Annotated in this window: 17 protein-coding genes; 7 read left to right on the forward strand and 10 right to left on the reverse strand. The window is 70.6% G+C overall.

Going from position 1 to position 17,037, the window contains the following annotated elements:
• Positions 1-16 precede the first annotated feature (16 nt).
• From paaI to OG588_RS04700, 4 genes are all read left to right on the forward strand, one after another.
• Complete coding sequence (gene paaI / locus OG588_RS04685) at positions 17-448, forward strand: hydroxyphenylacetyl-CoA thioesterase PaaI (protein WP_405946142.1); 432 nt, start codon at positions 17-19, stop codon at positions 446-448.
• The gene (gene paaK / locus OG588_RS04690) at positions 445-1,809 is read left to right on the forward strand and encodes a phenylacetate--CoA ligase PaaK (protein ID WP_405946143.1); all 1,365 of its coding nucleotides are present in this window, start codon (positions 445-447) and stop codon (positions 1,807-1,809) included. Before paaI ends, paaK begins: the two co-directional genes overlap by 4 nt.
• A gap of 52 nt (positions 1,810-1,861) precedes the next feature.
• The gene (locus OG588_RS04695) at positions 1,862-2,509 is read left to right on the forward strand and encodes a TetR/AcrR family transcriptional regulator (protein ID WP_405946144.1); all 648 of its coding nucleotides are present in this window, start codon (positions 1,862-1,864) and stop codon (positions 2,507-2,509) included.
• Positions 2,510-2,618: 109 nt separating this feature from the next.
• Positions 2,619-3,407: an SAM-dependent methyltransferase gene (locus OG588_RS04700; RefSeq protein ID WP_405946145.1), complete on the forward strand. Its 789-nt coding sequence runs from the start codon at positions 2,619-2,621 to the stop codon at positions 3,405-3,407.
• Between the two features lie 5 nt (positions 3,408-3,412).
• Here the strand turns inward: OG588_RS04700 and OG588_RS04705 are convergent, their stop codons facing one another.
• Entirely contained in the window at positions 3,413-3,610 is a 198-nt protein-coding gene (locus tag OG588_RS04705; protein ID WP_405946146.1) for a hypothetical protein, read from the reverse strand.
• Between the two features lie 182 nt (positions 3,611-3,792).
• On the opposite strand from OG588_RS04705, the gene OG588_RS04710 reads away from it, so the two are divergent.
• Entirely contained in the window at positions 3,793-4,356 is a 564-nt protein-coding gene (locus OG588_RS04710; protein WP_405946147.1) for a cysteine hydrolase family protein, read from the forward strand.
• 76 nt (positions 4,357-4,432) lie between these two features.
• Here OG588_RS04710 and OG588_RS04715 read toward each other — a convergent pair whose 3' ends face one another.
• The 8 genes from OG588_RS04715 to OG588_RS04750 all read right to left on the reverse strand — a co-directional run bounded on the left by OG588_RS04715 (position 4,433) and on the right by OG588_RS04750 (position 13,300).
• Positions 4,433-6,115 (reverse strand): protein kinase domain-containing protein, encoded by a 1,683-nt coding sequence (locus tag OG588_RS04715; protein WP_405946148.1) that lies wholly within the window; start codon positions 6,113-6,115, stop codon positions 4,433-4,435.
• 161 nt (positions 6,116-6,276) lie between these two features.
• Positions 6,277-6,750, reverse strand: coding sequence for a DUF4440 domain-containing protein (locus OG588_RS04720; RefSeq protein WP_405946149.1), 474 nt, complete (start codon positions 6,748-6,750; stop codon positions 6,277-6,279).
• 32 nt (positions 6,751-6,782) lie between these two features.
• Positions 6,783-7,937, reverse strand: a complete 1,155-nt coding sequence (locus OG588_RS04725; RefSeq protein WP_405946150.1) for a M24 family metallopeptidase — start codon at positions 7,935-7,937, stop codon at positions 6,783-6,785.
• A 61-nt stretch (positions 7,938-7,998) separates the two neighbouring features.
• Positions 7,999-8,952, reverse strand: coding sequence for an oligopeptide/dipeptide ABC transporter ATP-binding protein (locus tag OG588_RS04730; RefSeq protein ID WP_405946151.1), 954 nt, complete (start codon positions 8,950-8,952; stop codon positions 7,999-8,001).
• On the reverse strand, positions 8,949-9,743 hold the full coding sequence (locus OG588_RS04735) for an ABC transporter ATP-binding protein (RefSeq protein ID WP_405946152.1): 795 nt from the start codon (positions 9,741-9,743) through the stop codon (positions 8,949-8,951). Before OG588_RS04735 ends, OG588_RS04730 begins: the two co-directional genes overlap by 4 nt.
• A complete protein-coding gene (locus OG588_RS04740; RefSeq protein ID WP_398850770.1) occupies positions 9,740-10,606 on the reverse strand; it encodes an ABC transporter permease in 867 nt (288 codons plus the stop codon). Before OG588_RS04740 ends, OG588_RS04735 begins: the two co-directional genes overlap by 4 nt.
• Positions 10,603-11,739 carry an ABC transporter permease gene (locus OG588_RS04745; RefSeq protein WP_405946153.1) on the reverse strand — a complete coding sequence of 379 codons (1,137 nt, stop codon included), beginning with the start codon at positions 11,737-11,739 and terminating at the stop codon, positions 10,603-10,605. The genes OG588_RS04740 and OG588_RS04745 overlap by 4 nt, the downstream gene beginning before the upstream one ends.
• Positions 11,714-13,300, reverse strand: coding sequence for an ABC transporter substrate-binding protein (locus OG588_RS04750; protein WP_398850772.1), 1,587 nt, complete (start codon positions 13,298-13,300; stop codon positions 11,714-11,716). Before OG588_RS04750 ends, OG588_RS04745 begins: the two co-directional genes overlap by 26 nt.
• Positions 13,301-13,481: 181 nt before the next feature.
• Between OG588_RS04750 and OG588_RS04755 the strand changes: the two genes are divergently transcribed.
• The gene (locus tag OG588_RS04755) at positions 13,482-14,129 is read left to right on the forward strand and encodes an Lrp/AsnC family transcriptional regulator (protein ID WP_405946154.1); all 648 of its coding nucleotides are present in this window, start codon (positions 13,482-13,484) and stop codon (positions 14,127-14,129) included.
• Positions 14,130-14,279: 150 nt separating this feature from the next.
• Here OG588_RS04755 and OG588_RS04760 read toward each other — a convergent pair whose 3' ends face one another.
• Entirely contained in the window at positions 14,280-14,516 is a 237-nt protein-coding gene (locus OG588_RS04760) for a hypothetical protein (protein WP_405946155.1), read from the reverse strand.
• 77 nt (positions 14,517-14,593) lie between these two features.
• Here OG588_RS04760 and ligA point away from each other — a divergent pair, with 77 nt between their 5' ends.
• Positions 14,594-16,687 carry an NAD-dependent DNA ligase LigA gene (gene ligA, locus OG588_RS04765; RefSeq protein WP_405946156.1) on the forward strand — a complete coding sequence of 698 codons (2,094 nt, stop codon included), beginning with the start codon at positions 14,594-14,596 and terminating at the stop codon, positions 16,685-16,687.
• The last annotated feature ends 350 nt before the right edge of the window (positions 16,688-17,037 follow it).

Below are 17,037 nucleotides of genomic sequence, written 5' to 3' on the forward strand. Positions count from 1 at the left end.
CACAAGGTGGTGGAAAATGACGCAGGCCGCTGAGCCGGCCTCCGGTCCGACGGCGAGGATGTTCGCCGCGGACGAGGCGTCCCGGGCTCTCGGGATGGAGCTCGTCGAGCACGGCGCAGGGACCGCCGTGCTCCGTATGACCGTGACCCCGGCCATGGTCAATGGACACAAGATCGCCCACGGCGGCTACCTGTTCCTGTTCGCCGACTCCGCCTTCGCCTGCGCCTGCAACAGCCACGGCCCGGTGACCGTGGCCGCCGCGGCCGACATCGACTTCGTCGCCCCGGCCTACGAGGGCGACGTCCTGGTGGCGACGGCGACGGAGCGCACCCGGTTCGGCCGCAGCGGCATCTACGACGTGAGCGTGCTGCGCGGCGACCAGGTGATCGCGGAGTTCCGCGGCCGCAGCCGCACGATCAACAGCGCGAAGACGAAGGAGTCTCCATGAGCAGCGATCTGACAGCCCCTGCGGCCTCACCGGTTTCGACACCCGTGAGTACGCGCCTGGGGGAACCACTCCCCGACGGGTTGCTGGACGCCGCCGAGCGCCTGAGCCGCGAGGAGCTGCGCGAGCACCAACTCGGCCTGCTCCAGGCCACGTTGAGGCACGCCTACGACAATGTGGAGCTGTACCGGAGGAAGTTCGACGAGGTCGGCGTCAAACCCGACGACTGCCGCACCCTCGAGGACCTGGCCCGGTTCCCCTTCACCACCAAGGCCGACCTGCGGGACACGTACCCCTTCGGCATGTTCGCCGTCCCCATGGACCAGGTCCGCCGTATCCACGCCTCCAGCGGCACCACCGGCCGCCCCACGGTCGTCGGCTACACAGAGAACGACATTTCCATGTGGGCCGACGTGGTGGCCCGCTCGATCCGCGCGGCCGGCGGCCGGCCCGGCCACAAGATCCATGTGTCGTACGGCTATGGGTTGTTCACCGGTGGTCTGGGCGCCCACTATGGTGCCGAGCGCGCGGGCTGCACGGTGATCCCCGCCTCCGGCGGCATGACCGCACGCCAGGTGCAGATCATCCAGGACTTCAAGCCCGAGATCATCATGGTCACCCCGTCCTACATGCTCACCCTCCTCGACGAGTTCGAGCGCCAGGGCGTCGACCCGCGCACCAGCTCCCTCAAGGTCGGCATCTTCGGCGCCGAGCCGTGGACGGAGGAGATGCGCCGCGAGATCGAGGAGCGCATGGACATCAACGCGGTCGACATCTACGGCCTGTCGGAGGTGATCGGCCCGGGTGTCGCCCAGGAGTGCGTGGAGACCAAGGACGGCCTGCACGTGTGGGAGGACCACTTCTACCCGGAGATCGTCGACCCGCTCACCGACGAGGCGCTGCCCGACGGCGACAGCGGCGAACTGGTCTTCACCTCCCTCACCAAGGAGGCCCTGCCGATCATCCGGTACCGCACCCGCGATCTGACCCGGCTCCTCCCCGGCACGGCCCGCCCCGCCTTCCGGCGCATCGAGAAGATCACCGGCCGCTGCGACGACATGATCATCCTGCGCGGGGTGAACGTCTTCCCCAGCCAGATCGAGGAGATCCTGCTGCGCACCCCCGCCGTCGCCCCGCACTTCACGATCCAGCTCAGCCGCCGCGGCCGCATGGACCACATGACGGTCCGCGCCGAGGCCCGCCCGGGCGCCACTCCCGAGCAGCGGGAAGCCGCCGCGGCGGCGATCGGCAAGGGCGTCAAGGACGGCGTGGGCGTGACCGTCGGGGTGGAGATCGTCGATCCGGAGACCCTGGAGCGCTCGGTGGGCAAGATCCGCCGGGTGAAGGATCTGCGGGAGCAGTGACCTCCGAGGCGGTTCCGTCCGGCGTGGCCGCCGGCCTTGTCACAATGGACCGGTGACCAGGACACCTGTGCAGAACCCGGCCGGCCGCCACGGCCGTCCCGCCTACGACCGCGACTCGCTGCTGGAGATCGCCGTCGTGGTCTTCAACGAACGCGGCTACGACGGCACCGGCATGGAGGAACTGGCCAGGCGCCTGGGCCTCAGCAAGTCGAGCATCTACCACCATGTGTCCGGCAAGGAGGAACTCCTCGAACTGGCGGTGAACCGCGCCCTGGACGCCCTCTTCGCCGTACTCGACGAGGAGGAGAAGCGAGCCCAGGACCCGGAGGGCGGGTCGTCGGAGAGCACGGCGACCGCCCGGATGAAACGTATCGTCCACCGCAGTGTCGAGGTGCTCGCCGCCGAACTGCCGTACGTGACCTTGCTGTTGCGTCTGCACGGCAACAGCGAGGTCGAGCAGCGGGCGCTCGCCCGGCGCCGTGAATTCGACCATCGGGTGGCCGAGTTGATGACCCGGGCGGCGGCCGAGGGCGGCATACGGGCGGACATCGACCCGCACCTCGCGAGCCGACTGCTGTTCGGCACCGTCAACTCCCTCGTGGAGTGGTACCGCCCGGACCGCGACCTGACCGTGGCGACGCTGGCCGACGCCCTGACGACCATCCTCTTCGACGGCCTGCACGGACCCGCGACGAGTTGAGGGACACGACGGACCCAACTCCCCTCCCCCGCAAGCCACATGACCGGCCCGAGTACGATGATCGGCAGTTCGGCCCGATCCCCGTGCCGCCCGCCGCGATGGAGTTGCCATGACGACCGACCCCCAGCCGGCAGCGCGGATCGACACCGGCAAGGCGCATCCCGCGCGGGTCTACGACTGGCTGCTCGGCGGCAAGGACAACTACCCGGTCGACGAGGCCGTGGGCGAGAAACTGCCGCCCGAGGCGAAGGACGCGGCCCGGCAGAACCGCGCGTTCATGCACCGCGCGGCGACCTGGCTCGCCGGCGAGGGCATCGACCAGTTCCTGGACATCGGCACGGGCATCCCCACCGCGCCCAACCTGCACCAGATCGTCCAGCGGACGGTGCCGACCGCGAAGGTCGTCTACACCGACAACGACCCGATCGTCCTGCGTCACGCCGAGGCACTGCTGGTCAGCCACGCCGACGGGGTCACCGACTACATCCAGGCCGATGTGCGCGAGCCCGAGCACATCGTCGAACACGCCCGCCACGTCCTGGACTTCACCCGCCCGATCGCCCTCTCGCTGATCGCGCTGATGCACTTCATCCCGGACGAGCAGGACGCCCACGGCATCGTCCGCAATCTCGTCGCCACCCTGCCGTCCGGTAGCTACCTGGTCCTGTCCCACGCGGCGTCCGACCTCTACCCCGAGCTCGCCGCCCAGGTCACCGCCGAGTACGCCAAGGGCGGCATCAAACTCGGCTTCCGCACCCGCCCCGAGGTGGCCCGCTTCTTCGACGGCCTCGACCTGGTGGCGCCGGGCCTGGTGACGGCGACGGAGTGGAATCCGCCGGCGTCGGAGGACGCTCCGGAGGGCAGCGGGATCTATGCGGCGGTGGCGCGGGTCCGCTGAAACCGTCAGGCCGTATCGGCGCGCGCGGCCGGCGCCTCCTCGTGGAGTGCGCGCGCGGACGCTATGAGCTTCGTGGCGTCGGGTCCCCACATCAGGCGGATGACATAGCGCTCGAACAGTGGCCGCTGCATCAGATACGCGATCGACAGGAACGCCTTGCTCGCGAGGACGGACAGCGCCCCCTTGACCCGACCGACGCCCATCGACTGACGAGCCTTGCCTGATACCGCACCCGTCATCGGGAACGAGGGGAGGACGTTGATCAGCAGCAGCGGGATCAGCCGCTGTCCATAACCGCAAGCATACGGTGGAATCGCTCAATTCCCGGGCGGGAATTCGGTGGGCAAACGGGTTCCTCGACCCTGACCGAGAAGGAGGGGCAAGCATGGCGAACAGCGCACTCCTGGTGATGGACGTCCAACGGGACATCGTGGCCATGGCCGACGACGGTTCCGGCTATGTGGCGCGCCTGCGCAGGGCGATCGACGGTGCCCGGGCTGCCGGTATCCCGGTGATCTACGTCATGATCGCGCTACGGCCGGGCGATCCGGAAGTCAGCCCCCGCAACAAGGCGATGACAGACGTCGTGCGGGCCGGCCTGTTCACCGAGGGTGCTCCTGGCACCGAGATCCATCACGACGTCGCGCCCCAGCAAGGCGACGTCGTGGTCACCAAGAGGCGGGGGAGCGCGTTCTCGGGCAGCGACCTCGACCTGGTGCTCAGGGCTCGCGACATCGACAGCCTGGTTCTCACCGGCATCGCCACCAGTGCCGTAGTGCTGTCCACCCTGTGGCACGCCATTGACCTGGACTTCGGCCTCACCGTCCTGGCGGACGCCTGCCTCGACACCGACCCCGAGGTGCACCGGTTCCTCACCGAGAAACTGTTCCCCCGGTGGGCGGATGTCGTCGCCGTCGAGGACTGGCTCAAAGCCATCGCACCGCGATAACGGGAGGTCGTCCGAACCCTCGTGAGCCTCCCGTGGCCAGAGGCGTCGCTCATCCCGTGAGGTCTGCTGGACGCCCTCAGTAGGCGGTATTGGTCTGCCAGACCACTCCGGTGTCGGTCGCGATGACCATGTTGCCGGTCTCCAGCACCTTGAGGGTCGCCCCGGCAGCTTGCGTGTTGCTGGCCCACAGCGCCTGGTGCTGGGCGCTGTAGACCACGAAGTTGCCGTCCTCCTGGAACTCGGCGGTGTTTCCCGTGCCTTGGGTCTGGCTCGCCCAGTGGGCCGTTCCGGACGCGTCGTAGAGCACCAGGTTGCCGTCCGGCTGCATGATCAGTTTCGACCGCACGGTCTGCACGACCGTCCCGGCCTCGAACGTGAAGGGGGCCTTCACCACCACGGCGTCGGCCAAGTGGCTGGAGCTCGTGCTTGAGGCCGACGGCGAAGGAGAGGCAGAGGGAGACGCCGTCCCCCCACTCGCGGACGGGGTGGCCGACACCTGCGCGGCGCGACCGGCGCTTGCGGACGGCGTGCCGTGCGTGGAAGCCGAGTTCTTGCCGTTGTCCTTGTCGTCGAGGGTGTGGAGCAGGAGCAGCCCCGAGCCCGCGACGACGACCAGCGCGGCCGTGCCGATGGCGGCCCACAGCACGCGCCGCCCGCGCCCGCTTCGGGTGCCTCCACCGTCCGTGTGCGGGGTGGGACCGGTTCCCGCCGGATGGGCGCCGTACATGTCCGCGGTGTGAAGCCGTGTCGGGTTGTCGTGGCCCGGGTTCGGCACGAGGAGGGTGGCGGATTGGGTGCCTTTGACGCTCGCAGCCGCCTGCGGGGCGACGGCCGTCGCCGCGTCCGAGGCGCCGGCCGACACACCGCCCCCTTGGCCGACGACGGTCGCGGCGCGTTCGCGATCCGCCAACGAGCCGACGGCCAGGGCCCGTTGGTAGGCGGGGTGGTGGACCAGATCGACGTCGGCCCGACAGAGTTCGACGATGCGCTGCGGAGTGGGGCGCAGGGCGGGGTCGGTCTGCGCGCAGGCCACGATCAGCTCGGCGACCCCCGCGTCCACGCCCCGCAGGTCGATCTCGCCGTGCACCGAACGGTAGGACACCGCCGCGAACGGCCCGTCCCCGTACGGCGGGCGGCCGGTGACGGCGAACGCCAGCGTGGCCCCGAGGGCGAACACGTCCGCGCCCGGACCGGTCTCGCCGCCCATGATCGTCTCCGGTGCGATGAACCCGGGGCTGCCGAGCGCACCGCCGACCTGCGTCAGGTTGGACGTGCCGGTGGTCCTGGCGATGCCGAAGTCGATCAGCTGGGGGCCGGTGGCGGAGAGAATGACGTTGTGCGGCTTGAGGTCCCGATGCCACACGCCCCGGACGTGGATGGCCTCCAGTCCCTCGGCGAGGGCGGCCAGCATGACCCGGGCCAGGTCGGCGGGGAGCGGTCCGTTGGTCGCGACGGCGGCGTGCAGTGTGGGTCCCGGTACGTACTCGGTGGCCAGCCAGTACGGCGGTGTGTCCAGCTCCGCGTCGATGAGCGACGCCGTGTACGCGCTGCGGACCGTGCCCAAGGTCTCCACCTCGCGGCGGAACCGGCTGAGGGCGTGTTCGTCATGGCGGAGGTGGTCGTTGATCACCTTGACGGCGGCGGGACGGCCGCCCGGCGACCGCGCGAGGTACACCCTCCCCATCCCGCCCTCGCCGAGTCTGCCGACCAGACGGTAGCGACCTATGTGAGATGGGTCGGAGTCATCGAGCGAAAGCACGGGACATGTCCTCCTTGCGTGGAACCGCCAGTCACCGGATCCACCGTGAGGTCAACTCGGCTGTGCTCCAACCCCGTTGCCCGGCGGGGGTGCGACACCAGTCCTGGGACGACACGTCCGGACCGGACCCCGACATAGTAGAGGGAACAACTGCCCGGGACTCACCGGACGCGCTGTTCCGGAGCGCTCTGGAGGTCTTCGTGCAGGTGCACGAGGAGCCAGTCACCGTCGGGACGGGCGCGTCGCAGGACCGCCGTGTTGCGGGCCAACTCCGGTGGGTCCGCACGGAATTCGACCCGCAGCCAGTAGCGGGCCACGGCCAAATCCCCGAAGACGTCGACGACTTGCCCGTACGCCGTGAGGCCGGTCTCGGCGGGGCCGTCGTCGGGGGTGGGACGGGCATCCCGGACGCGGTTCAACTCCGTTCTGCCGCAGATGAGTTCGGGGGTCGCCGAGTCCCAGATGGTGGCCTCGGGATGGAGGAAGGCGTCGATGCGCGCACGGTCGCCCGCGGTGTAGCCGTCATACATGCCCGTGATCACCGTCCACACCTCGGCGAGGTCGGCGGAAGCGCCTCCAGGTCGGGCGCCGTGGTCGGCTGCGGGAGGGGCGGAACGGGGCGGTGGAGCGGTCATAGAGGTTCCTTGGGTGGGGTGTTCGTGCCGGGTCAAGGCAGGACGACGAGGTCCCGGGGTGTGCGGTTGAGGCGCTCGCCGCCCTCCTCGGTGCAGATCACGATGTCCTCGATCCGCGCTCCGTACCGGCCGGGCAGATAGATGCCGGGTTCCACGGAGAAGGCCATGCCCGGTGCGAGCGGGAGCGGGTTGCCGGTCACGATGTAGGGCTCCTCGTGGCTCTCCAGGCCGATGCCGTGTCCGGTGCGGTGGATGAAGTGCGGCCCGTATCCGGCGTCGGTGATGAAGTCCCGCCCGACGGCGTCGAGTTGACCGGCGGTGATACCCGGCCGGACGGCATCCGTCTGGGCGCGTTGGGCGCTCAGCAACACGTCGTACAGCCTGCGGAACTCGGCGGGCGGCTCGCCCACCGTGTACACCCGGGTGGAGTCGGAGCAGTAGCCGTCCAGGGTCGTACCGCCGATGTCGACCACCACCGGGTCGCCGGGGCGGATCGTGCGGTCGGAGAGTTCGTGGTGCGGGCTGGCGCTGTTCGGGCCGGAGCCGACGATGACGAAGTCGACTCGGACGTGCCCCTCGGCGATGATCGCGTCCGCGATGTCCCGGCCGACCTCGCGTTCGGTACGGCCGGCCCGCAGCCACTCCCCCATACGGCTGTGCACCCGATCGATGGCCGCACCGGCCCGGCGCAGGGCGGCGGCCTCCTGCGGGGTCTTGCGCATCCGCAGCCCGTTCAGCACCTCTCCGGCCAACTCCTGCCGGACATCCGGGAGTTGGGTGCGGAAGGCGATGGTCTTCTCCGCCCACATGCGGTTGTCGACGCCGACGCGGGCGGTGTGGGCGGGCAGCCGGGCCGCGACGAGGGCGTAGGGGTCGTCGGTCTCGTCCCAACCGGTGATCTCGATGCCGAGGTCTCCGGCCGGGGACGCCCGGGCGGCGAGTTCCTCCAGGGCCGGGACGAGGAGGAAAGGGTCGCTGTCGGTCGGCAGGACCAGGCAGGTGAGCCGCTCCAGCGGCAGGGCGTCGTAGCCGGTCAGGTAGCGCAGGTCGGCGCCGGGCGAGATCAGCAGGGCGTCGAGACCGGCTCGGGCCGTGGCCTGCCGGGCGCGGTCGAGGCGGTCGGCCGGGTACAGGTCCGCGAGCGGTTCGGCGGGGTGGTCGTCTTGAGGCATCGGGGCGTCGGGCATCGGCTCTCCGTGAAGTGGTGTGCGGGTGGGGGCTGTTCCCCGGTGGGCCGTCCGGCCCCGCTCAGGCGGCGTACAACCGGCAGGCCACGCCCCCGGCGATCAACTGCGGCTCCTCGCGGTCGCAGCCGTCGAAGGCCTGGGGGCAGCGCGGGTGGAAGCGGCAGCCGCTCGGCGGGTCGGCGGGATCGGGTACGTCGCCGGGGAGTTCGGCGGGCAGCACTCCCGCCCCGTCGGGTTTCGGTACGGCGGCCAGCAGTGCCCGGGTGTAGGGGTGGCGCGGGTCGGCCCAGACCTCGGCGGTGGGGCCGGTCTCCACGATCCGGCCGAGGTACATCACGGCGATCCGGTCCGCGATCAGCCGTACGACGGACAGGTCGTGGCTGATGAACAGCAGCCCGGCGCCCGACTCGACGGCCAACGACCGCATCAGCGTGGCCACTTGGAGCTGCGCGGAGGCGTCGAGCGCGGAGATCGGTTCGTCGCCGACGAGGAGTCGGGGGCGGGCGGCGAGCGCGCGGGCGATGGCGATGCGCTGGCGTTGGCCGCCGGAGAACTCCTGCGGGTAGCGCTCGGCAGCACTCGCCGGCAGCCCGACCCGGGTCAACAGGTCCTCCGGGGTGGTGGGTTCGGCCGCAGACTCGCCTCGCCCGGCCGCCGTACGGATGCCGTCGGCGATCTGCGAACCCACCCGGCGCCGGGGGTTGAGGGAGCCGTAGGGATCCTGGAAGACCATCTGGATGCCGGTCAGGGCGAGTTCGCGGCGGCGCACTCGCAACGGCCGTACCGGAGTGCCGTCGTAGGTGATCCGGCCCTCCGCCGGTGCGGTGAGGCCGCAGACCGCGCGGGCCAGCGTCGACTTGCCGCAGCCCGACTCGCCCACCAGGCCCACGACTTCACCCGCCCGCACCTGGAGGCTGACCCCGGCGACGGCGCGGGTGGGTGGTGCGCCCGGCCGGTGGTACTGGACCACGAGGTCGTCGACCGAGAGGAGGGGGGCCGTCGGGTCGGGGGTCATACGGTGCTCCTTCCGGGGAGCGCGTCCAGGAGCGTGCGGGTGTAGTCGTGTTGGGGGTCGGTGAGGACCCGGCCGCGCGGTCCTGTCTCGACGACCAGGCCGTGGCGCATCACGCTCACCTCGTCGGCGATCGCGGACATCACGCCCAGGTCGTGGGTGACGAGGAGGACGGCGAGGCCCAGGTCGTCGCAGAGGCCGCGCAGCAGCCGCAACACACCTGCCTGGACGGTGACGTCGAGGGCGGTGGTCGGTTCGTCGGCGATCAGGACCTTCGGTTCGCAGGCCAGCGCGATGGCGATGGCGATGCGTTGGCGCATGCCGCCGGAGAACTGGTGCGGGTAACGGCCCAGCGCCTCACGGGGGTTGGGGATGCGGACCTGCGTCAGCAGATCGACCGCCCTTTCCTTGGCCGTCTTCCGGTTCAGCTTCAGGTGGTGGCGCAGGTGGTCGGTGAGCTGGTGTCCGATGCTGAGCATGGGGTGCAGGCTGGTGGACGGGTCCTGGAACACCATGCTCACCGATCGCCCCCGCAGCACCGCGAGTTGACGGGGCGTCAGGGTCAGCAGGTCAGTGCCCTCCAGCTCGATCCGGCCGCCGGTGCGGGCGCCGGGCGGCAGCAGGCCGAGGGTGGCGAGACCGGTCATGGTCTTGCCCGAGCCGCTCTCCCCCGCGAGCCCGTGGATACGGCCCGGTTGCAGCGCGAGGTCGACGCCGCCGAGGATGCGCGCGCCGCCCAGGTCGAGGGTGAGGCCGCTGATCCTCAGTACGTCCACGGTGTCGCCGTCGGTCATCCCACACGCTCCTTCTCCGCGCCGATCGTGCGGGCGGTGCCCGGGTCGAGGGCGTCCCGGAGAGTGTCGCCGAGGAAGTTGAAGGCGAGGACGACGGTGAGGATGGCCAGACCCGGGAAGACCCCGATCCACCACTTGTCGAACTGCTGCGTACCGTCCGCCACCATCGCGCCCCACTCAGCGGTCGGCGGTTTCGCGCCGAGCCCGAGGAAGGACAGCCCGGACAGCAGCAGCGTCGCGGTGCCGATGTCGAGGGTGGCCAGGACGAGCAGCGGCCCGAGGACGTTGGGCAGGATGTCCACGCGCAGCGACCGCCAGGCCGAGAAGCCCAACAGCCGTCCGCTGAGCACGAATTCACGGTTCCGCAGGCCCATCACCAGGCCCCGGGTGACGCGGGCGTACGACGGCCAGGACACGACCAGGACGGCCAGCACCGCGTTCTGCAGGCTGGCGCCGAGCGCGGCGGCGACCACCATCGCCAGGATGACGGTGGGGAAGGCGAACACCAGGTCCGCGATCCGCATCACGGTCTCGTCCACCCAGCGTCCGAAGAACCCGGCGCAGGCCCCGAGCACCCCGCCGACCAGCAGCGACATGGCCACCAGCAGGAGCGCCAGCGGGATGGAGACCCGGGCGCCGTACAGCACGCGGCTGAGCACGTCCCGGCCCAGCTCGTCGGTGCCGAACCAGTGTCCGGCACCGGGGCCGGTCAGCCGGGGCAGGTTCTGGGCGAGGGGGTCGTGCGGGGCGAGCAGGGGGGCGGCGACCACGATCACCAGCCAGATCAACGCGACCAGGCCGCCCGTCACCGCGAGCGGTCTACGCCAGGCGGGCGGCAGCCGTCGTAGGAGACTGAACCTCACTGGACCCTCACCCTCGGGTCGATCACGCCGTACAGGACGTCCACGGCGAGGTTGACGGTCAGGTAGACGAGGCCGACGACCAGGCCGACGCCCATCACGGCGGGGAGGTCGAGGGTGGTCGCGCTGCGGTAGGCGTAGGCGCCGAGGCCCGGCCAGGCGAAGATCGACTCGACCAGGACGGTGCCCGAGAGGAGGGCGCCGAAGGCCAGTCCGGCGACCGTGATGACGGGGACGAGGGCTGCCCGCAGGACGTACTGGAAGAGGACCGTGCGGGCGGGCAGGCCCTTGGCTCGGGCCGCGCGGACGTAGTCCTGGTTGAGGACCTCCAGTACGGCGGAGCGGGTGAAGCGGGTGAGGAGGCCGACGGTGTAGGCCGTCAACACCAGTGCGGGGAGGGCGAGATGGCCCACCGCGCTCCAGAACACCGGCCACTGTCCGGCGAGTGCCGCGTCGACCGTGTAGAGGCCCGTGACGTGGGGCGGGGCGGTCATGCCGGGGTCGAGGCGGCCGCTGCCCGGTGCCCAGCCCAGGCGGTAGAAGAAGACGTAGAAGGCGAGCAGCGCCAGCCAGAAGGTCGGCACCGAGACTCCCAACAGGCTGACGACACGCAGGAGTTGGTCGGTGAGGCGGTCCCGGCGCAGTGCCGCCACGACGCCGAACGCCACGCCCACGATCAGGGAGACCACGATCGCGGCGCCGGCGAGTTCCAGGGTGGCGGGGACGGCCGTGGACAGGTCGGTGAGGACCGACTGGTGGCTCTGCTGGGACTCGCCGAGGTCGCCGTGGAGAAGGTTGCCGAGGTAGGTGACGTACTGGACCGGCAGTGGCTTGTCGAGGCCGTAGTGGTGGCGGAACTGCGCGACGATCGCCGGGTCGCCGATCGCCCGCTGGCCGAGGTTGGCCGCCGCCGGGTCGCCCGGGACCAGGTTGGTGAGGACGAACGTCACCAGGGTCACGCCGAGGGCGAGCAGGAGGGCGGTGGCGGTACGGCGGAGGAGGAAACGGGCGAGGGGGTGACGGGCGAGGAGACGACGGCGGCCGGGGAGGGGGCGGGCGCCGCCCTTGACGCCCGTGCCCTCAACGCCCGCGCCCTTCCCGCCCGTTCCCTTACTTGGTGCCCAGCGCGGCGACATCGATCGTCCATACGGGGTTGTAGGCGACGCCGGTCACGGACGCGGCGGAGACGGTGTTCCGGCTGGGCTGCATCAGCGGGATGAAGGGGCCGTCGGTGTTCATCTTCGTCTGGATCTGCTCGTACAGGGTCTTGCGGGTGTCGTCGCCGATCGTCGTCGCCGCCTTGTCGCCGAGCGCGGTGAGGGTGGGGTCGGCGCCGGCCTTCCAGCCCGCGCGCAGGCCGACCAGGTTGCCGGGCAGGAAGGTCAGGTAGTCGCTGGGGTCCGGGTAGTCCGGGCCCCAGTACCAGAGGCCCAACTGCTCTTTGCCGTTGCGGTAGTTGTCGAGTTCCGTGGTGGTCGGCGCGGGGGCGAGCGTGACGGTGATGCCGACCTCCTTCAGCTGGGCCTGGACCCGTTCGGCGAGCGTCTGGAGGGACAGTCCGTCGACGGTCAGGTCACTGGCGTAGCCGAGGGTGACGGAGGGCTTGGCGATACCGCTCGCCTGGAGCGCGGCCTTCGCCCCGGCGAGGTCGCGACCGGTGGCCTCGGAGGCGGGCAGCGCGCCGAGGAAGGTCGACGGGATGATCCCGGCGGGCTGGACGGAGCCGGTACCGGCGAGCGAGAGCAGGCTCTTGTAGTCGATGCCCTTGCGTACCGCCTCCGCGAACTTCGCGTTGGCTGTCGTACTGCTGACCTTGGTGTTCCGGTTGAGCAGCAGGAAGATCACGTCCGAGGACGCGCCGCTGTCCACCTTGAGTCCGCCGCCGAGGCCGCTGACCTGGTCGGAGGTGAGGTCGAGGGCGATCTGGCTGTCGCCGCGCTGGACGTTCAGCTTCTGGGTGGGGGCCTGGACGTTGCGCAGGACGATCTTGTCGTAGGTCGGCTTGTCGGAGCCGGTGTACTTGGGGTTCTTGGTCAGGACGACCTGGGTGTTCGTGTTGAACGAGGTGAGGGTGTACGGACCGGAGCCGGCCGACGTGGTGTTGAGGTACTTCTCCGCCCCGTCCGTCGAGGTCGCCGAGCCGCCGTGGGCCTGGACCGTCTTCGCGCTGAGGATGCCGAGCGCGGGGTTGGGGAGGATGAAGGGCAGCGCCGGGTTCGCCTTCTTCGAGGTCAGGGTGACGGTGGAGGCGTCGGTCTTGGTGACCGTGACGCCGTCGAGCAGGAACGACGGGTTGCCCTTGAGCGCGATCACCCGGTTCAGCGAGAAGACGACGTCATCGGCGGTGACCGCGCTGCCGTCCGCGAACTTCGCGCCCGCGCGCAGGTGCAGGGTGAGCGTCTTGCCGTCCGCGGACTGCTCGTACGAGGAGGCGAGGCCCGGCACCGGCTTGGTGACGTCGGAGCCCTTGAAGGACAGCAGCGTCTCGTACAGCGCCTTGTCCACGATCTGCCCGGTCGGCTCGAACTCACGGCCCGGGTCGGCGGTCTTCAGGTTGAACGACGTGTCGACGACCAGGGTCTTGCCGGCCGAGGATCCGGAGGCGCTCGTACCGCCGGAGCAGGCGCTCAGGGCGAGCGCCGCGACCGCGACGAGAGGGAGTGCCACCGGGTACGACCCGGCACTGAATCTGGGCATGCGTGCCTCCGTGGGCAAGACAGAGCGGGGCGGAGCGGAAGAAGGCCGTGCGGGTACGGGCGGATGTGGGTGGATACCGGGAGGGGACCTGGACGATTCGCCGTTAGGGTTGGCTGAAACTAACCAGGACTCTCGGTGCACGGGACCGGCGCGAGACGAAATGCAACGGATGGGCGCGAACATGGAAGATCTGTCGACCCCGGAGACCTCGGGCGAGCGCCGCTCTGGACGGATCGGCATCGGTCTTGCCCTGGATTCGGTGCATTTCAAGATCCTCGACGTGCTGCGCACCCAGGGCCGTATCTCCGTCGCCGCCCTCGCGGAACGCGTCGGCGTCTCCCGCGCGAACGCCTACACCCGCCTCGAAGCCCTCCGCGCCGACGGCGTGATCAACGGCTTCAGCGCCCGCGTCGATCACAACCGGGTCGGTCTTGAGATCTGCGCCCTGATCTTCGTCACGGTCCGCCAGGAGCTGTGGAAGCAGTTCCGCACGGCGCTCGCCCAGATGCCGGAGGTGGAGTACTGCGCCGTCACCACCGGCGAGCACGACGCCATGATCCAGATCCGGGTGGCCGACGTCACCGCCGTCCACCGCCTGGTCACCGACCGGCTGTCCACCATCCCGGCGGTCCGCGCGACCGAGACCGTGATCATCCTCGACGAGGTGCTGCGCCGTCCCTACGTCCTGCCGACCACGTCCCGCTCCACGGACTCCGCGGCCGGCAACCCCCAAGACGCCCCCGGAACAAGCCAGTTCGGGATGACCCGGTTCATCCGGGCCGCCGAGGGACGGGCCGATCTGCAACGCGCTTCCGAGCCGGAGGACTGACGGGGGCGGCGAACGGTTTCCCGTCGGGGCTGCGGAAGGGCGCGCCGCCGCGTGAGACGGTGGGCGCGACCTCAGGGGCCGAAGCCCGCCCTGCCGGACACCGAAGCCCATCCCGACCATCGGCATCTCGTCCTCGATCGACCCCGGCAACTACGGCCACGAGGACACCGCGAAACTGATGGACCAGGGCGGCAGCATCGCCCAGATGCTCGGCATCGGGGCGGACGGGATCGGCGGTACGGCGGACGACGTGGACGTCGACTTCACCACCGACTCGTACACCCCGCAGGAGCCGTTCACCGGGTTCGAGGACACCCTGAACACGACCGCCCGGGGGTACAAGCCGCGGGCTCGGCTGAGCACCCGCGCGAAGGCTTCCTCGCCCACCCTTCCGAAGGTGGGCGAGGAGGCCGCGCCGCGTTCGGCCCGGGGCATTGTCAGTGGTGGGAGGCAGGATGGGAGTCATGACAACTCCTGCAGCTGTGATCGTGGATGCCGCCGCCTACGCGCAGGCGGTCGAGGACGCGGTGAAGGCGTCGGCCGCCTATTACGCCGCCGGTACCTCCGCGCTGGACGACGACTCCTACGACCGGCTGGTGCGCGGTATCGCCGCGTGGGAGGCCGAGAATCCCGACCAGGTGCTGCCCGACTCCCCCACCGGGAAGGTGGCCGGCGGCGCGGTCGAGGGCGATGTCCCGCACACGGTGGCGATGCTGAGCCTGGACAACGTGTTCTCCCCGGAGGAGTTCACCACCTGGACCGCGTCGGTGGCCCGAAGAATCGACCACGAGGTCACGCGGTTCAGCGTGGAGCCGAAACTGGACGGCCTGGCGATCGCGGCCCGCTACACGCGCGGACACCTCACCCGGCTCATCACCCGGGGCGACGGTACGGCCGGGGAGGACGTCTCCCACGCGATCGGCACCATCGAGGGCCTGCCGCAGGAGCTGGCCGAGCCGGCCACCGTCGAGGTGCGTGGCGAAGTCCTCATGACCACCGCCCAGTTCGAGCACGGCAACGAGGTCCGCACCGCGCACGGCGGCCAGCCCTTCGCCAACCCGCGCGGCGCCTCCGCGGGCACGCTGCGCGCCAAGGAGCGCGCCTATACGGTGCCGATGACGTTCTTCGGCTACGGCCTGCTGCCCCTCCCGGACACCGAGGCCGAGCTCGCGGCACGACTGCCCGAGCTCGCCCACAGCGAGCTGATGACCCAGGCCGCCGCCTACGGGTTCAACACCACGGCCACCACCGCCGTGCCCGGTATCACCGCCGACACGGTGGAGGAGGTGCTGGCCCGGGTGCAGGAGATCGCCGCGCTGCGCGCCCAACTGCCGTTCGGGATCGACGGGATCGTCATCAAGGCCGACCTGGCCGCCGACCAGCGGGCCGCCGGGTCGGGGACGCGGGCCCCGCGCTGGGCGATCGCCTACAAGCTGCCCGCCGTGGAGAAGATCACCCGGCTGCTGGAGGTGGAGTGGAACGTGGGCCGCACCGGCATCATCGCCCCGCGCGCGGTCCTGGAGCCGGTCGAGATCGACGGCGCCACCATCACCTACGCAACGCTCCACAACCCGGGCGACACCACTCGCCGCGATCTGCGCCTGGGCGACCATGTCATGGTCCACCGCGCGGGCGACGTGATCCCCCGCATCGAGGCCCCGGTCGCGCATCTGCGTACCGGCGAGGAACAGCCGATCGTGTTCCCCGAGGTGTGCCCGCGCTGCGGTTCCGGCATCGACACCAGCGAACTGCGCTGGCGCTGCGAGCAGGGCCGCAACTGCCACCTGGTCGCCGCCCTGTCCTACGCCACGGGCCGCGACCAGCTCGACATCGAGGGCCTGGGTCACACCCGCGTCGTCCAGCTCGTCGACGCCGGTCTGGTCGCCGATCTCGCCGACCTGTTCGCCCTCACCCGGGAGCAGCTCCTGGGCCTGGAGCGGATGGGCGAGACCAGCACCGACAACCTCCTCGCCGCGATCGACACGGCCAAGGGGCAGCCCCTGTCACGGGTGTTGTGCGCGCTCGGGGTGCGCGGGACCGGCCGCTCCATGTCCCGCCGTATCGCCCGCTACTTCGCGACCATGGACGAGATCCGTGCCGCCGACGCGGAATCGATGCAGCGGGTCGACGGCATCGGCACCGAGAAGGCCCCCTCGATCGTCGCCGAACTGGTCGAACTCGCCCCGCTGATCGACAAACTCGCCGCCGCCGGCGTCAACATGACCGAGCCCGGCGCGACCCCGCCCGCACCCGTGACGGACGACGCCGCTGCCGACGGTACGGAAGCCGGGGCCACGGCCGACGACGGGCCGCTGGCCGGGATGACCGTGGTCGTCACGGGCGCGATGACCGGCCCCTTGGAGAAGCTCAGCCGCAACCAGATGAACGAACTCGTCGAGCGCGCCGGTGGCCGTTCCTCCTCCAGCGTCTCGAAGAAGACCACCCTGGTCGTGGCCGGTGAGAACGCGGGCTCGAAGCGGACCAAGGCCGAGACCCTCGGCATCCGCCTCGCCACCCCGGACGAGTTCGCGGCCCTGATCGCGGAGTACCTCAACTGAGGCCCTGTGTAAGGGGGGTTCCGCGCGGGGGAAGGCGTCCCGCATGGAGTGTTCCGCAGCTCACAGTCCCCGAAGGGACATGAGCGGGAACAACTGGGCCGGGTCGCCCGTTCATCTACATGTGGCTGCGGAGGGGACAGTGTCCCCGGGCCTCACCTATAGCCCATGGGGACGATCGTCCGGCTGAAGCCCCATGGAGCCCCTCGCCGAGAGGCGACCACCCTCCGCACGCCACCCTGTACGGCCCCGGCTGGTCTCCCCCGTCCAGCCGGGGTCTTCTTTCACTCCAAGGAGCGACCTCGCGCACTCCGCGGCAGGGGCAGAATGGACGCCACACAGCCGCTGCGGAT

Origin of the sequence: Streptomyces prunicolor (assembly GCF_045162825.1) — a bacterium.
Taxonomy (GTDB): domain Bacteria; phylum Actinomycetota; class Actinomycetes; order Streptomycetales; family Streptomycetaceae; genus Streptomyces; species Streptomyces prunicolor.

Bases quoted from the DNA above. Each gene is read 5' to 3' on its own strand.
- paaI (WP_405946142.1), top strand. From the start codon at position 17: ATGACGCAGGCCGCTGAGCCGGCCTCCGGTCCGACGGCGAGGATGTTC.
- paaK (WP_405946143.1), top strand. From the start codon at position 445: ATGAGCAGCGATCTGACAGCCCCTGCGGCCTCACCGGTTTCGACACCC.
- OG588_RS04700 (WP_405946145.1), top strand. From the start codon at position 2,619: ATGACGACCGACCCCCAGCCGGCAGCGCGGATCGACACCGGCAAGGCG.
- OG588_RS04705 (WP_405946146.1), bottom strand. From the start codon at position 3,610: ATGGGCGTCGGTCGGGTCAAGGGGGCGCTGTCCGTCCTCGCGAGCAAG.
- OG588_RS04710 (WP_405946147.1), top strand. From the start codon at position 3,793: ATGGCGAACAGCGCACTCCTGGTGATGGACGTCCAACGGGACATCGTG.
- OG588_RS04720 (WP_405946149.1), bottom strand. From the start codon at position 6,750: ATGACCGCTCCACCGCCCCGTTCCGCCCCTCCCGCAGCCGACCACGGC.
- OG588_RS04725 (WP_405946150.1), bottom strand. From the start codon at position 7,937: ATGCCCGACGCCCCGATGCCTCAAGACGACCACCCCGCCGAACCGCTC.
- OG588_RS04730 (WP_405946151.1), bottom strand. From the start codon at position 8,952: ATGACCCCCGACCCGACGGCCCCCCTCCTCTCGGTCGACGACCTCGTG.
- OG588_RS04735 (WP_405946152.1), bottom strand. From the start codon at position 9,743: ATGACCGACGGCGACACCGTGGACGTACTGAGGATCAGCGGCCTCACC.
- OG588_RS04745 (WP_405946153.1), bottom strand. From the start codon at position 11,739: ATGTCGCCGCGCTGGGCACCAAGTAAGGGAACGGGCGGGAAGGGCGCG.
- OG588_RS04750 (WP_398850772.1), bottom strand. From the start codon at position 13,300: ATGCCCAGATTCAGTGCCGGGTCGTACCCGGTGGCACTCCCTCTCGTC.
- OG588_RS04755 (WP_405946154.1), top strand. From the start codon at position 13,482: ATGGAAGATCTGTCGACCCCGGAGACCTCGGGCGAGCGCCGCTCTGGA.
- ligA (WP_405946156.1), top strand. From the start codon at position 14,594: ATGACAACTCCTGCAGCTGTGATCGTGGATGCCGCCGCCTACGCGCAG.